Here is a 13672-nt window from a genome sequence, read left to right on the forward strand (position 1 = left end):
ATGCAAACTGAATTTTTCAATCGCGATGTGAGTTGGCTCTCTTTTAACGGGCGTGTGCTGCAGGAAGCTGAGCGCGAAAGCCTGCCGGTGCTCGAAAGGATCAATTTTCTTTCGATATATTCCTCCAATCTTGATGAGTTTTACCGCGTACGCATGCCCGTGCTTCAAGCATTAAATAAGCTGCACAATCGTAAAAAACACACCAGTGGCGCCGAGGTACAAGCAGACGACCTATTGCAGGCCCAGCACCTGGTGCAACAACAGCAGGAGCAATATGGCCGTATTTTAACCGGAAGCATTTTACCGCAACTCGAATCCAAAAACATTCACCTATTGTACAATAAAGCTTTTCCGCAGCAAATTGTACAGCCAGTTACCGATTATTTTGTAAGCCAGGTAATGGCCTTTTTACAACCGGTAACATTAGCCGAGGGGAGTACATTTTTTCCGGAAAATAACAAGCTGTACTTTTTAATCCAGTTACAGCAAGAAGGTGGCAAAGAGCAATTAGTGGCTCTGAACATTCCATCGGATGATTTGCCGAGATTTTATAGTGTTACGGTACAGGATGACCTGTTCATTGTTTTTCTGGATGATATTATCCGCTATAACCTCGATAAGATATTTACCCCAAAAATAAATGGCTGCTATAGTTTTAAAATAACCCGCGATGCCGAATTTGATTTTGAAGATGAGTACACCGGCGATTTAGCCGAGCAGTTAGAGAAGCAGCTTAAAAAACGTGACTTCGGTTTAGCTACCCGCTACCTGTACCAACCCGGTTTGCCTTTGCGTATCCTGCACAATATTGCTACTTATTTAAGCTTAGATGAAGGCAGCATGATAGCGGGAGGTGTGTACCATAATTTGAAAGATTTCGCCTCATTCCCGGTAAATGATACATCGCTTAAAGTTGAAAAATGGCCTGCCCTGCGCTTTACCCAACTGCCCGAAACGCAATCGGTATTAAATAACATTGGGGTTAAAGACTACTTGCTGCATACGCCTTACCAAAGTTACGATACCATATTGCGTTTTTTTAATGAAGCCGCCATCCGGCCCGATGTGGAAGAGATCTATGTATCGTTATACCGGGTAGCCAGCGACTCTAAAATTGTTAACGCATTAATAAGTGCCGCTAAAAACGGCAAAAAGGTAAACGTACTGGTAGAACTCAAAGCCCGTTTTGATGAAGCCAACAATATTAAATGGGCTAAAAAGCTAAAAGCTGCCGGGGCTAGGCTTATTTACAGCGCCATAGCACTTAAAGTACATGCTAAAATTGCGCTGGTAAAGCTACGCAATGGTAACAGGATGCAATACCGCGGCTTATTGGCTACCGGTAATTTTAATGAGAATACGGCTCGCTTTTATACCGACCATATTTTACTAACCGGTAACCATAATTTGCTGCGCGAGATGGAACTGCTATTCATTTTCCTCTCCAAAAAGCAAAAGCCGATCAACGCTAAGGTAATGCCTTTTCAAAATCTGCTGGTAGCGCAGTTTAATTTGCAAAACCGGTTTATGGAGTTTATTGACCAGGAGATAGCCAATCAGCAGCAAGGCCTACCGGCATCCATCATTATTAAGATGAATAACCTGGAGGAAGAAAAGCTGATCAACAAACTCTATGAAGCATCAAACGCAGGTGTAAAAATTCAGCTGATAGTGCGTAGTATTTGCCGTTTGGTTCCGGGTATTGAAGGGCAAAGCGAAAATATTATGGTTACCCGTATTGTTGACCGTTACCTGGAGCATGGCCGCGTGTTTATTTTCGGCAATAACGGTAATAAGCAGGTGTATATGGGTTCGTCCGATTGGATGAACCGCAATATTTATCATCGTATTGAGGTATGTTTCCCGGTACATGATGAAGTTTTGAAACAGGAAGTATTACAGCTGATAGATCTTCAATTGAAAGATAATACACAAGCTGTACATCTCGATACACAATTAAATAATATTCCTGTTAAACAGGATAAACCGGCAGTACGGTCGCAGGAGCAGATCTATGTATTGCTGAAACAAAAAATATAGGATTATTTAACCTGCCTGAAACCGATTTTGATAATGAAAAAACAAGCATTTATTTACCTTTTTGCCTTGCTTAGCCTTTTAAGCTCTTCTTGCGTGCAAAGTCAGCAAAAAAAAACGGCCAGTCCCAAAGGTTACGACCTTAATACACCCATCAAATACCGGATGCCCGAAAATTTGCTCGAAATATCGGGCATAACGTTTAACCGTAGCAACCCCGATACTTTTTACGCCATACAGGATGAAGAAGGTAAGCTTTTTTATGGCAAGTTAGGAGCCGATAGGGTTAACCACACTAAGTTTGGCAAGCATGGTGATTACGAGGACGTTGCCGTATGCGGCAATTTGATAGTTGTGCTTAAAAGCAATGGTAAACTTTATACTTTTCCTTTAAATGAAATTAAAGAACCTGAACTAACCCATGTGCAGGAGTTAAACGGCTTGTTGCCCGGCGGCGAATATGAAAGTATGTATGCCGATGAAGATACCCGGAAACTTTACGTGCTCTGCAAAAACTGCGATGATGAAAAGACCACCAAAAGCAGCAGTGGTTATATTTTTGATATAGCAACTAATGGAACTTTAAAAGCTGCCGGTAATTTTAAGATAGATGTTAAACAGATCAAACAGCTTTCGGGCGAAAGTAAGATCAATTTCAGGCCGTCGGCTATGGCCAAAAACCCGGTAAGCAAACAGTGGTACATCATATCGTCGGTAAACGGTTTGCTTGTAGTGGCCGATGCCAACTGGAAAGTGCTTGATGCTTATGTTATAGAACATAAAACCTTTTTACAACCCGAAGGACTGGCGTTCGATTATAAAGGCAATATGTACATCTCTAACGAAGGGGATGAGTTTAGCAAAGGCACTGTATTAAAATTTAATTATTTGACTGGAAAATGATAGGCTTTGTAATAACTTTGCACCTTAAAATTAACACTGCTGTAACAATTAATTAAGCTGTGTTTTTTTAAGTAAGAAGTAGCAGTTTATACATGCAAGCAAGATCGTTCTATATTAATAAACACCTTTCTGGCCACGAACAGGTTGAAACCGCCTTATCATTTAAACCTTTTACCCAACAACTCGAAAAACGTTTACAGGAAGAGGAAACTATTAAATCGAAGTTTTACAGCTTTGTGCTCGACCATTTTAATATTGATCGAAAATTAAATGATGCGCTGGCCAAAACCGAAGCCGGTAATAACGACGAGTACGCCCTTGAACTGATCTATAGTACATTGTCGCCCGTACTCCAAAGTGAAAATGAATGCTATTGGGCGCTAAGCACGCCGGTACCTAACCAAATATTGTATAGTACCGATGCTTTTTTTAACCTCTTTAGCAGTAAGGATATCAGCGAAGCATCAGCAGTGTTAAAAGATGATGAAACTTTTTTAAGGCAGCAAAAGGAATTCATTTACCGGCTCATTTTAAAACGGCTGTACAACTTTACTACCGCGCTTAACAACAATGTTTATTATTCATACGCCAACGCCGATACTGGTCTTATGCGTTTTTATCATATTAATATCAACACCGATTTTATTGATATTGATATTAAAGGCCACCTTCCCGATCTGGATTTTGAGACCATAGAAAACTACCTGCATGAAGATGCCGGTGTAGATGTATTGGCCGATATTTTGCCTTTGAGTATTTTTAAGCTGGAGGGGTTTTCGGTGATTACTTTAGATGATGTAACCGCGCGCAAGGCTATCGAAGATGTTAGGGAAGCTATTGCCAACCCGGTTGACGATCAGAAAAAATTGTACAAAAGTGTGATCGGTTCTCTCAAAACCCTGACCCAAAATAGCGACGTAAACTTTGGATTGTTGCCGTTTTTAAAGCTTAATGGCGAACCGCTTTTTGATCTGTCATCATGTTCGGAAAGCATCCTCATCCAATCGGCCAAAAAGCATGGTATAGCCGAGGATACCTATCATGCGTTGGTGAACCGTTATGAGAAAGAACCCAAGGCCGTTTTCTTTAGCTCATTATCTGAAACCCGGCAGCAAAAATTTTCATTTCTTAAAGTGCTGCATGATGCGGGTATTAAATCGTACGCTGTTATACCTGTGTTTTATAATAAGCATATTGCAGGCGTAATGGAGGTTTACTCCAAAAAGGAACTGATTTTTTACGAAAACCTGCTTTCGCGGCTGGAGTTTGCCATCCCGTTAATTGCCCAGTTGTTACAAAATAGCATTGAGCATTTCAACCATTGCATTAATGAGGTGATCAAAGAAAAATTTACGTCGCTTCAGCCATCGGTTCAATGGAAATTTAATGAAACTGCCTGGGAACAGATCAGGGAACCCAAAAGTAAGCGCCGGTTGGTCGAAAACAATACCATTAGCTTTAAAGATGTATATCCATTATATGGAGCTATCGACATCCGTAACTCTACACTTGAACGTAACCTGGCTTTGCAGCAAGACCTGAAACGTGTAATTAAATTACTGTTGAAAATATTGCTTACACTGGATGAACAATACCCTAATGCAGAATGGCAAACCCTCATAGAAAAGGCGAATGAGTGGATGCATATAGTTAATAACCAGGTAAATACCAGCGATGAAATGCTAATAAACGAGTTTTTGGAGAGTGAGGCAGGGCTGGCATTAACAAAATACCGCGATCAAAACCCCCATAGCAGCTTGGTTGACCGTTACCTGGAAATGATGGCTTTGGATTGTGAAGGCCCGGCTTTTACGCAGCGTAACCGTTTGGAAACCTCCATGCAAATGGTTAATATAAGCGTTAATAATTACTTTACAGAAGCACAGTATAAGCTACAAAAAATATATCCTAATTATTTTGAAAAATTTAGGACCGATGGGGTAGAATACGATATATATATAGGGCAAGCCATAGCCCCCAAAATGCCGTTTACAGCACACTATCTTAAGCAGATACGTTTGTGGCAACTTACATCAATGGTTGAAGTGGCCCGCATAACCCATATTTTACTCGAAAATATGCCGGCGGCTTTGCAAACTACACAGCTGATATTTATTCACAGCATGGCTATTGACATTAGTTTCCGTAACGATGAAAGGCGGTTTGATGTAGAAGGTGCGTATAATATACGGTACGAAGTCATCAAAAAACGGATTGATAAAGTGTGTTTGCTCAACTCTGATGAACGTTTAACTCAGCCTGGCAAAATTGCCATAGTATATTTTACTGAACACGAGGCCGTTGAACAATTAACTTATATTGAACAGTTACAAGCGCAAAACATGCTGCTTCCTGAGATAGAAAAACTGGAGTTGGAAGAGTTGCAAGGCGTAATAGGCTTGAAAGCCTTACGCGTTAGTGTAAATTTTGAGGGGTAGATAAATACTGTCAACAGTCATAAAAACAACATGTTATTGCTTAGCACGTAGCTATCGAGCTTCTTAATTGTATGAAAAATTAAATTATACGAATTTACTCGCCAGCGGCCAACGCTAAAGCTCTTTGCTGACGCTGCGTCCGCTTGTTATACATTAATTTTTGCAGCTTATTAGTTAAGTAAGCGGTACCTGAACCTACCACAATACCACATAATACATCACTTGGGTAATGCGCACCACGGTACATACGCGAATAAGCCGTAGCCGATGCGAAAGCAAAACTGGGCGCTATTACATACCATTTCGGGTAAGCCAAACTTACCGAGGTAGCTACCGAAAACGCGGTAGAGGTATGGCCCGAAGGAAAAGAATAATCGGTAGGGGAGGTGTTGCCTTGCAGCATAACTTTATCGGCAAAGGTTACAAAAGGGCGTTGCCTTTGTATGCTGCTTTTTAGGCCCATGGTAATTATGGTATTACCTATTAAAGCTACGCCGGTACTGAATGCCACCTGTTTAAGTTTTTGATCGTGATTGGCCATACCAACTGCCATTAAGGCTAACGGTGTAGCGGCCGACATGTAGATAGCGTTGTTAGAAACAAATTTCCAGCCTGGGTTTTCGGCTCCTGAGTTTGGATTGAACTTGTTTAATAAGTTGATATCTATGTTTTGCGATTTAACCACTGATGCCTGTAAAATAAGCATCAAAACAAACAGTTTAAACTTCATCAATTATCAGTAAAAAGGGGTTACTAAGTATATGTACTATCGAATAACGGCTTACTTTAAATAATGAAAGGCTAAAGGTTGAATGTGTGTTTATTGCAAATATTTCAAAAATGTATTTAAAATATTCTATCGTTTTATAAAAATAGAAAAAATTAAAGTATGATGAAATTTTTTTGTTAAATATATTTTCGTTACAACCAGTTGCCTACACACTATATCTATCGCTGCAATAATCCATCATCAACATGATATGCCGTTTTTTACTATTTACGGTGTTGCTGCTGTGTTTGTTTCCTTAAAAGATTAATTACAACATAAGCACCAATAAGTGCCGGGAAAAAGAGCAGGAACGAGCGTTGTAATAATGTGAAGATCGATAGCAATCCTGCAGGAACGATCTTGCCGAACAATACCGATATGCTCACCTCGGCAAATCCGCTGCCACCGGGGCTCGGCGCAAAATAGATCATAAACTGGATCAGGATTTGAATGGAGATTACCTGTACCAAACTGGCATTTACGCCCAGGCCCAAAAGTATCACATATTGCATGCAATACTTATTCATGTAAAGCAGTGTCGTAATAACCAAACTCAGCGGAAATAAGAAAGGGTGCTGCTTAATAATTACGCTGCAGGTTTGCTGGTACTTGGCAATGCTGATGTAGGAGTTTTCGGCCCAGGCCGCCAGCTTATCTTTACGTTTAGGAAAGAGCGCGGATAACCCGTCGGCTATTTTTTTGATAGCTACGCCCACCCAAACCGGTTTCCAGAAGGCCAGCAAAAATGCTAACAAAAACAACAGGAAAAAGCTGAAACCATATTTAAGCATGGTAGGTACTATGCCGCTTACGGCGCTGGTATCCATCACCATAATGGCCACAAAACCGGCAAGGGGCATAAATATTAACGTGGCACCCATATTAATTAAGCTTACCGCAAAGGCATCAATAAAAGTAACGCCCGCGCTGGTGTAAACAAAAATTTGTGCCGGACCCGCCCCACCATGCGCCGGGGTAACCGCGCCCATAAACATATTGGCCACATTAGCCCTGAAACTTACCCAGTGCGATACCGCCGGATTAAGCTTACGGATGTAAATATGGTTACGCCAACTGCCCAGCATCAAATCAATAAACAGCATGCCCAGACAAATGGCAATGTATTTATACGAGATATGGGTTAACGCCTCAACCGTTTCGCCGGTATTGTTGTAAAAGAAAATGCCGGCAATAGTTAAAACCGTAATCAGGGCAAACCAAAGGCTGCCTTTAATAATGAGGTTTTTATTAAATACCGACTGTACTTCCTGCTTCCCCTCGGTTTCCAGTTGTTGTTCCTGTTGCTTGTTCATAACAGGCTCTTGCGCGTTTTCATCCAGCATATTTTTGGCTAATTGTGGTAGGTCTTTGAAGTAAATTAGTTTAAGGCCTTGCCCTCTGAGGGTAGGGGTTCGATGCCTTTCCATTTTAAAATGGTATTGAACAGATCGGCGGTACGGGCGGGGCGTTCGTCCCAGCCTTTTTGGTTATAAATTAACGGCACATGCAGGTGCAAGCGGTGCAAGGAGCCATGCGAGCCTAAGTGTTCGGGGTACTCCCAAAAATCTCGCAGATCATAGCCCACACAGGCGCTTACCACAATATCGCCTGCACGGCGGCTTTGCATCAGCTGATAGATCTGGAATATGGAATCAGGGTACTCGCTGTCGAACGTAGCTTCGAGCACGGCTTGTTTTCCAGTTACTTCAATTACCTTTCCTTGTTGAAGTGGGTCGGCGGTTTCGGGGCGGTAGGCAAAGGTGTTACCATCGGCCTCAATAGTGGCTTTACCTTCGGCACAATGTACCACAAAGGTATTGTCATTGTCACCTCGATAAATGACGAAATCAACAGCCGGTTCCTTCACCAGTTTATTCAGCAATGGTTCACCCATAGCGGTGAGAATCTCATTTTCGCGCAGCACATGGTCGCCCTCGTGGTTAAGCAGGTGAATGCTGCCAAAAGAATTTCCCGAGATCATGACTGCCGATTTAGGATTGCGCTTCCATATAGTAGGATAATAAACCGATTTTAAACCGTTGTTAGTCATCCATTCGCCTAAATCGAGGTGTTTGGTGGTAGGGGTAAGGCCGTGGTCGCTGGTCATGATGAAAAGCGTATCATCCCACCAGCCTTTAGCTTCTAATAGGGCGCGTACTTCGCCGAGGCTATTATCGGCAATTTTATAAGCTTCAATAGTGCGCGGGTCGCGTACGTGGTGATAGTGCGAATCCCAGTCCACACTCGGGAAAACGGCAAACAAAAAATCAAAATCCTTTCCGCTTTGCAGCATTTCCATAATGCGCTGGTGGCCCAGGTGATCTACCGGGTGGTGGCGTTTCCAGAAATGCGCGCGGGTATATAACAGCCCTTTGCCTTTCTTACCCAAATCATACTCATCGGGCACACTGCGCGTAATCATATTATACAGGTTATACGATTCGCCTAACAATTCAAAAAGGGTAGGCTTATCAGCAAGCATATCCGTGTTAAACCAGGCCGCTTCGGGGCCGCAGTACGAGCGCATTGCGTTTTTGTTCCAGCGCGTGCGTTTAAATTCCTGCTTATCAAACCAGCGGATCCCGGTTATGCCCATAGTACCCGGAAAGTGACCCGTTAAAAATGGCAAATAGGCCGGTCCGGTAGTAGAGGGAAAACAAGTGGTAGCTTTGCGGTAAGTGCCCTCGTCAATAATGCGTTTAATATGGGGGAGCTGGCCTTGGTTTATCAGTTCGGGAAGTATTTCGCTGTGGGCACCGTCAACCAGGTAAAACAAGGTTCGTTTTCTGTTCTGCATTAATTATTTCTTAACTCAATATTCGTATTAATACTGCCGGGTTAGGTCCCAAACGTTTTTTATAGTTGGTAAAGATAAATTTATTAGCAGATTAATAAAGTGAAACAATGCATATCATCTTTATTACAATGGTATATAGAGCTTCCTGCATCTTAACACATTCTAATAAATATTTCGTGCTTAATTGGGAACACTTGTTACAAAAGTTCATCTTTGCTGTTACGGCTGGAGTTTATATGCGAAATAAGCTTTAATTTACATTTACTTAACCACCGTGTACATTATTCAAATGCCATATATCAGATTATATCTCTCTTTTTCACTATTGCTAACAGGTGTTTCTCTGCTGCCATTTACTGCTTCGTCTCAAACCAAAGCTGCTGCCGATAGTATCACCATAGCTGTTGCACCCGGTTATGATAACGTAAGCGGCGTTCACCGCGTATTGTTAGGTGAAAATTACCGTAAAGAATGGGGCATTCCGGTAAAAATACGAGTATTGAACCTTAATAAAGAAAAGGGTGGCTTAACCGTGCTGCAAAAAGGCGGAGGCATGCAAAGCAAATCGTTAAGGTTAAAAGACAAAACCGGGCAGGAGTGGGTATTGCGTTCGGTTCAAAAATACCCCGAGCGTGTGTTGCCGCCCACATTAAGGTCGGGTTTAACTAAGGCTATTATACAAGATCAAACCAGTACGGCCAACCCTTTTGCGGCTTTAACCGTACCTCCGCTGGCCGATGCTTTAGGCATTACCCATTCCAACCCCGAAATAGTTTACATAGCCGATGACCCGGCTTTAGGCGAGTTTAGCAAAGATTACAAGAACAGCGTTTTCTTATTTGAAGAACGTGAGCCGCTGGAATCGGAAGATACGGACAACACCAAAAAAGTACAGAAAAAGCTGCGTGAGGATAACGACGTACGGGTTGACCAAAAACTGGTTCTGCGGGCACGCCTGTTAGATCAGGTTATTGGAGATTGGGACCGTCATGACGATCAATGGAGATGGGATAAAGATAAAAGCAAAAAAGAAACTGTTTATACCCCCATACCCCGTGACCGCGACCAGGTTTATTACAAAACATCGGGCATTTTTCCGTGGATTGTGGCGCATCAGTTTTTAAAGGCTAAGTTTCAACCTTATAAGGATGAGATACGCGACGTTGGCGCCTGGAACTTTAACGGGCGCTTTTTTGACCGCTATTTTTTAAACGAACTCACCGCGGCCGACTGGCAGGAGCAGATTGATTATGTGCAAAGCCATTTAACAGATGAGGTGGTTAACAAAGCCATGCACCTTATGCCTAAACAGGTGTATGCATTATCGGGCGAAAAGATCACCAAAACGCTCTTAGCGCGCCGTAATAACCTGGATAAATTTGGTATGGAATATTATAATTTCCTATCAGGACAGGTTGATGTACCGGCCAGTGAAAAAAATGAGGAGATCGAGATTAACCAGCAGGATAGTGGTAAAGTTAGCCTCACAGTACGTAACATAAAAAAAGACAATACATTAGGTAAAGCTGTTTACGAGCGTGTTTTTAGTCCCGATATTACCAAAGAGATACGGGTGTATGGTTTTGGCGGCGGCGACAAATTTAAGGTAACGGGTACCGGCAAATCGCCAATAACCGTACGTATGGTTGGGGCACCGGGTATAGATACCTTTGTGGTTAATAAAGAAGTGGAAAACAAGCGCCGGTTGTTTATTTACGACCGGTCCGACGAAGCCAACGTGCTGCCTGAACGTAGTTTAGCCAAAATCCGTACATCTACCGACAGTAATGTAACCAGTTACGACCGTAAAAACTTTGAGTACGACCGTCCCGAGCCCATTGTATTTGCCCGTTATAATAACGATTATGGCGTAATACTTAGCCTGGGTTACGCCTTTACCAAACATGGTTTCAGGCAGCAGCCTTATGATTGGCACCAGGAATTATTAGTGAACTATGCATTTGGCCGAAAATCTTTTCTGGTACGCTATAATGCCGATTTTAAAAACCTTGTAGGCCGAAACGATCTGATGATAAATTTTACCTCAAGAGGCCCGCACAACATCAGTAACTTTTTTGGTGTTGGTAACAATACCACCTTCGATAAAGGAAGCGATGACGATGATGGCGGTATTGATAGGAATGATGGTACAGGTATAAAATTTTACCGCAACCGCTATGAGCACCTGTATGGCGATGTACGTTTGGCGCATACCTATGGTAAATTAAAATTAAGTGCGGGGGTTACCGGACAGTTTTACTATGCTAACGCCACCGAAAACAGTAATCGCTTTTTAAGCCAGTATAATGCGGAAAATGCGTCATCTAATATATTTTCAAGCAAAACTTATGCAGGTTTAATAACCAGTGCAGAAATTGATACGCGTAACAATCCATTACGTGCTACAAAAGGGATATACTTTAATACTACCTTGAGAGGATTACAACAGCTTAATCAACAATATAACCGCTACACTGAGTTGCAAACAGAATTTAGCTATTTTGCCAACCCCGATCATGATTCGGTGCTGGTAATTGCCGCACGTTTTGGTGGCGGTACCATTTTAGGCCATGCCGAGTATTTTCAGCAGTTGAAATTAGGCGGATCAGATAACTTGCGTGGCTTCCGTACCTGGCGGTTTACCGGTAAAAGCATGGTTTACAACAATATAGAGGCACGTTTAAAAATTTTCGATTTTAATTCCTACCTATTTCCGGGTAGTTTTGGCGTAATTGGTTTTAACGATGTGGGCAGGGTATGGACGCCAGGAGAAAAATCATCCAAGTGGCACGATGGTTACGGGGGCGGTTTCTTCCTGGTACCGGCCGAACTATTGCTCATTCAGGCAACATTAGCACACTCTAACGAGGGTAAGTTTGTCTACGTAAATTTAGGATACAGGTTTTAGGTGTAGCAGGGAAGTCCGTGAGTCAGTTAGTCCGAAGAGGGTAGATAAACAGAGATTTAAAATTCATCCCTCCTTGGGGAGGGCAGGGAGGGGTTTAGTGAAGCGATATATGCATCAAACTCATCCCTGCCACCGCGCGTTCTTGCCCTGGCAATAAACGAATGTTGATTAAAATAAAGAGAACTGCGCCGTATGTGGCGCAGGGTAGTATTTTGCTATGGCAACATCGGCATATCCACCGCTTTGAATGGTATAAAGCGGTGTTTCTTCGGTACGGGTTGCTACAATAACCTGGGTACCACCGGCATGCTGGGCAAACAGTTCGCGCGCCAGTTTAGGGCAATTGTTATCTTTAGAGAGGTGTGATAGTAGCAAATGGCTCATGAAGAGTGGCTTGTGCGTTTTAAATAATTCGAGCGCCTGGGTGTTTGACAAGTGCCCGCGGCCACCGGTAATACGCCTTTTTAAGTGGTAGGGGTAGCTGCCCTGCGCCAGCATCTGTTCATCGTAATTGGCCTCTAAAAATGCGGCATGGCATTGTTTAAAATGCTTGATCAAATGTTGGCAAGGTGCGCCAATATCGGTAAACACACCAACTTTAACGTTATGGCCCGATACCACGAAGCTATGTGGTTCGGCGGCGTCATGAAACTTGGGGAATGCCGTAACCGAAAGATCACCAATGTTCACCGGCTCGTACCCGCTAAAGGTTTTAATCAAATGCTCTTCTAAAAACAACCGGCCATATTGCATGGTGACAGGGGTAATGTACACCGGTAACTGGTATTTTTTGGCTATTAGCGGTAAACCTCGGATATGATCAGAGTGCTCGTGCGAGATAAAAATAGCTTTCACTTTTTGCATGCTCAACCCAAGGCGTTGCATACGCTTTTCAATTTCCCGGCAGGAGATGCCTACATCAACCAATACAGCTTCGCGGTGGTTACCTACGTAGTAGCAATTACCATTACTGCCCGAATTAAGTGATGTTATAAACAATGCCATATCCCGGTACAAATTAACCGGTTTTTGGGCACAATATTTAAGGATTGATTAAATTTATTTCAAATTAAATTTAGTAATTAGTAGGAGGTTTATCTTTTAAATTCTAATAGAATTAGTAAAATAATATCACTTAATTTGCGGTATCAATATTCAATCACCAATATTATGTATAGCAGCATTACCGAATTTTTAAACGATTGGCAACAAGAAGGCACCAACAGCGCATTAGTGTTTAATAATGTAACCGACGATACCAAAACCATAAAGATTCACCCAAACATCCGCTCGCTCGAAAGACTGGCCTGGCACATTACTCAAACCATAACCGAAATGGGCACTAAGGCAGGTTTATTTGATGAAGACGCGTTGGAACATGCACCTACCCCAACCACTTTTGCCGAAATTGCAGCGGTTCATCAAAAATATAACGCACAACTGGCACTGGCCGTTAGCAGCCGCTGGATGGATAGCAACCTGGCCGAAAATGTAAATATGTACGGGCAGGAGTGGACAAAAGGCCATATTTTAAAAGTGCTTGTAGGGCACGAAGCTCACCATCGCAGCCAAATGACGGTTATTATGCGTTTTGTAGGCTTGCCTGTACCCGGTTTGTATGGCCCTGCTCAAGAAGATTGGGCTGCAATGGGTATGCCTGCTATGGAGTAATTTATTGCCTGGGCTGCTTCTTTTTTAAATGCAAAAGAAGCAGCCCTCCTTTATTACATTATTAAACCATCCTGCCCTGCCCCTAACTGGGAGTATATAAATTAAACAGGGTAAATTTCTATATTTACCATTAGCCAATTAATAAACCA

General features: G+C 42.4%; 9 protein-coding genes. 5 read left to right on the forward strand and 4 right to left on the reverse strand.

Annotation, left to right across the window (positions count from 1 at the left end):
• The 3 genes from ppk1 (at nt 1) to ACFQ3S_RS03110 (ending at nt 5378) form a co-directional block, all read left to right on the forward strand.
• Nucleotides 1-2040: a polyphosphate kinase 1 gene (gene ppk1 / locus ACFQ3S_RS03100; RefSeq protein WP_377161133.1), complete on the forward strand. Its 2040-nt coding sequence runs from the start codon at nt 1-3 to the stop codon at nt 2038-2040.
• 33 nt (nt 2041-2073) lie between these two features.
• Nucleotides 2074-2940, forward strand: coding sequence for an SdiA-regulated family protein (locus ACFQ3S_RS03105; protein ID WP_377161135.1), 867 nt, complete (start codon nt 2074-2076; stop codon nt 2938-2940).
• Nucleotides 2941-3032: 92 nt separating this feature from the next.
• Entirely contained in the window at nt 3033-5378 is a 2346-nt protein-coding gene (locus tag ACFQ3S_RS03110) for a hypothetical protein (RefSeq protein ID WP_377161137.1), read from the forward strand.
• Between the two features lie 94 nt (nt 5379-5472).
• Here the strand turns inward: ACFQ3S_RS03110 and ACFQ3S_RS03115 are convergent, their stop codons facing one another.
• From ACFQ3S_RS03115 to ACFQ3S_RS03125, 3 genes are all read right to left on the reverse strand, one after another.
• The gene (locus tag ACFQ3S_RS03115) at nt 5473-6108 is read right to left on the reverse strand and encodes a phosphatase PAP2 family protein (protein ID WP_377161139.1); all 636 of its coding nucleotides are present in this window, start codon (nt 6106-6108) and stop codon (nt 5473-5475) included.
• A gap of 263 nt (nt 6109-6371) precedes the next feature.
• Nucleotides 6372-7574 carry a lysylphosphatidylglycerol synthase transmembrane domain-containing protein gene (locus ACFQ3S_RS03120; RefSeq protein WP_377161141.1) on the reverse strand — a complete coding sequence of 401 codons (1203 nt, stop codon included), beginning with the start codon at nt 7572-7574 and terminating at the stop codon, nt 6372-6374.
• Nucleotides 7526-8944, reverse strand: a complete 1419-nt coding sequence (locus ACFQ3S_RS03125; protein ID WP_377161143.1) for an alkaline phosphatase family protein — start codon at nt 8942-8944, stop codon at nt 7526-7528. Before ACFQ3S_RS03125 ends, ACFQ3S_RS03120 begins: the two co-directional genes overlap by 49 nt.
• A gap of 289 nt (nt 8945-9233) precedes the next feature.
• Between ACFQ3S_RS03125 and ACFQ3S_RS03130 the strand changes: the two genes are divergently transcribed.
• Nucleotides 9234-11852, forward strand: coding sequence for a BamA/TamA family outer membrane protein (locus ACFQ3S_RS03130; protein ID WP_377161145.1), 2619 nt, complete (start codon nt 9234-9236; stop codon nt 11850-11852).
• Between the two features lie 168 nt (nt 11853-12020).
• Here ACFQ3S_RS03130 and ACFQ3S_RS03135 read toward each other — a convergent pair whose 3' ends face one another.
• The gene (locus ACFQ3S_RS03135) at nt 12021-12857 is read right to left on the reverse strand and encodes an MBL fold metallo-hydrolase (RefSeq protein ID WP_377161147.1); all 837 of its coding nucleotides are present in this window, start codon (nt 12855-12857) and stop codon (nt 12021-12023) included.
• 165 nt (nt 12858-13022) lie between these two features.
• On the opposite strand from ACFQ3S_RS03135, the gene ACFQ3S_RS03140 reads away from it, so the two are divergent.
• The gene (locus ACFQ3S_RS03140) at nt 13023-13523 is read left to right on the forward strand and encodes a DinB family protein (protein WP_377161149.1); all 501 of its coding nucleotides are present in this window, start codon (nt 13023-13025) and stop codon (nt 13521-13523) included.
• The last annotated feature ends 149 nt before the right edge of the window (nt 13524-13672 follow it).

This window comes from Mucilaginibacter terrae (genome assembly GCF_042679325.1).
GTDB classification, from domain to species: Bacteria; Bacteroidota; Bacteroidia; order Sphingobacteriales; family Sphingobacteriaceae; genus Mucilaginibacter; species Mucilaginibacter terrae.

Bases quoted from the DNA above. Each gene is read 5' to 3' on its own strand.
- ACFQ3S_RS03110 (WP_377161137.1), top strand. From the start codon at position 3,033: ATGCAAGCAAGATCGTTCTATATTAATAAACACCTTTCTGGCCACGAA.
- ACFQ3S_RS03115 (WP_377161139.1), bottom strand. From the start codon at position 6,108: ATGAAGTTTAAACTGTTTGTTTTGATGCTTATTTTACAGGCATCAGTG.
- ACFQ3S_RS03130 (WP_377161145.1), top strand. From the start codon at position 9,234: ATGCCATATATCAGATTATATCTCTCTTTTTCACTATTGCTAACAGGT.
- ACFQ3S_RS03135 (WP_377161147.1), bottom strand. From the start codon at position 12,857: ATGGCATTGTTTATAACATCACTTAATTCGGGCAGTAATGGTAATTGC.
- ppk1 (WP_377161133.1), top strand. From the start codon at position 1: ATGCAAACTGAATTTTTCAATCGCGATGTGAGTTGGCTCTCTTTTAAC.
- ACFQ3S_RS03105 (WP_377161135.1), top strand. From the start codon at position 2,074: ATGAAAAAACAAGCATTTATTTACCTTTTTGCCTTGCTTAGCCTTTTA.
- ACFQ3S_RS03120 (WP_377161141.1), bottom strand. From the start codon at position 7,574: ATGGAAAGGCATCGAACCCCTACCCTCAGAGGGCAAGGCCTTAAACTA.
- ACFQ3S_RS03125 (WP_377161143.1), bottom strand. From the start codon at position 8,944: ATGCAGAACAGAAAACGAACCTTGTTTTACCTGGTTGACGGTGCCCAC.
- ACFQ3S_RS03140 (WP_377161149.1), top strand. From the start codon at position 13,023: ATGTATAGCAGCATTACCGAATTTTTAAACGATTGGCAACAAGAAGGC.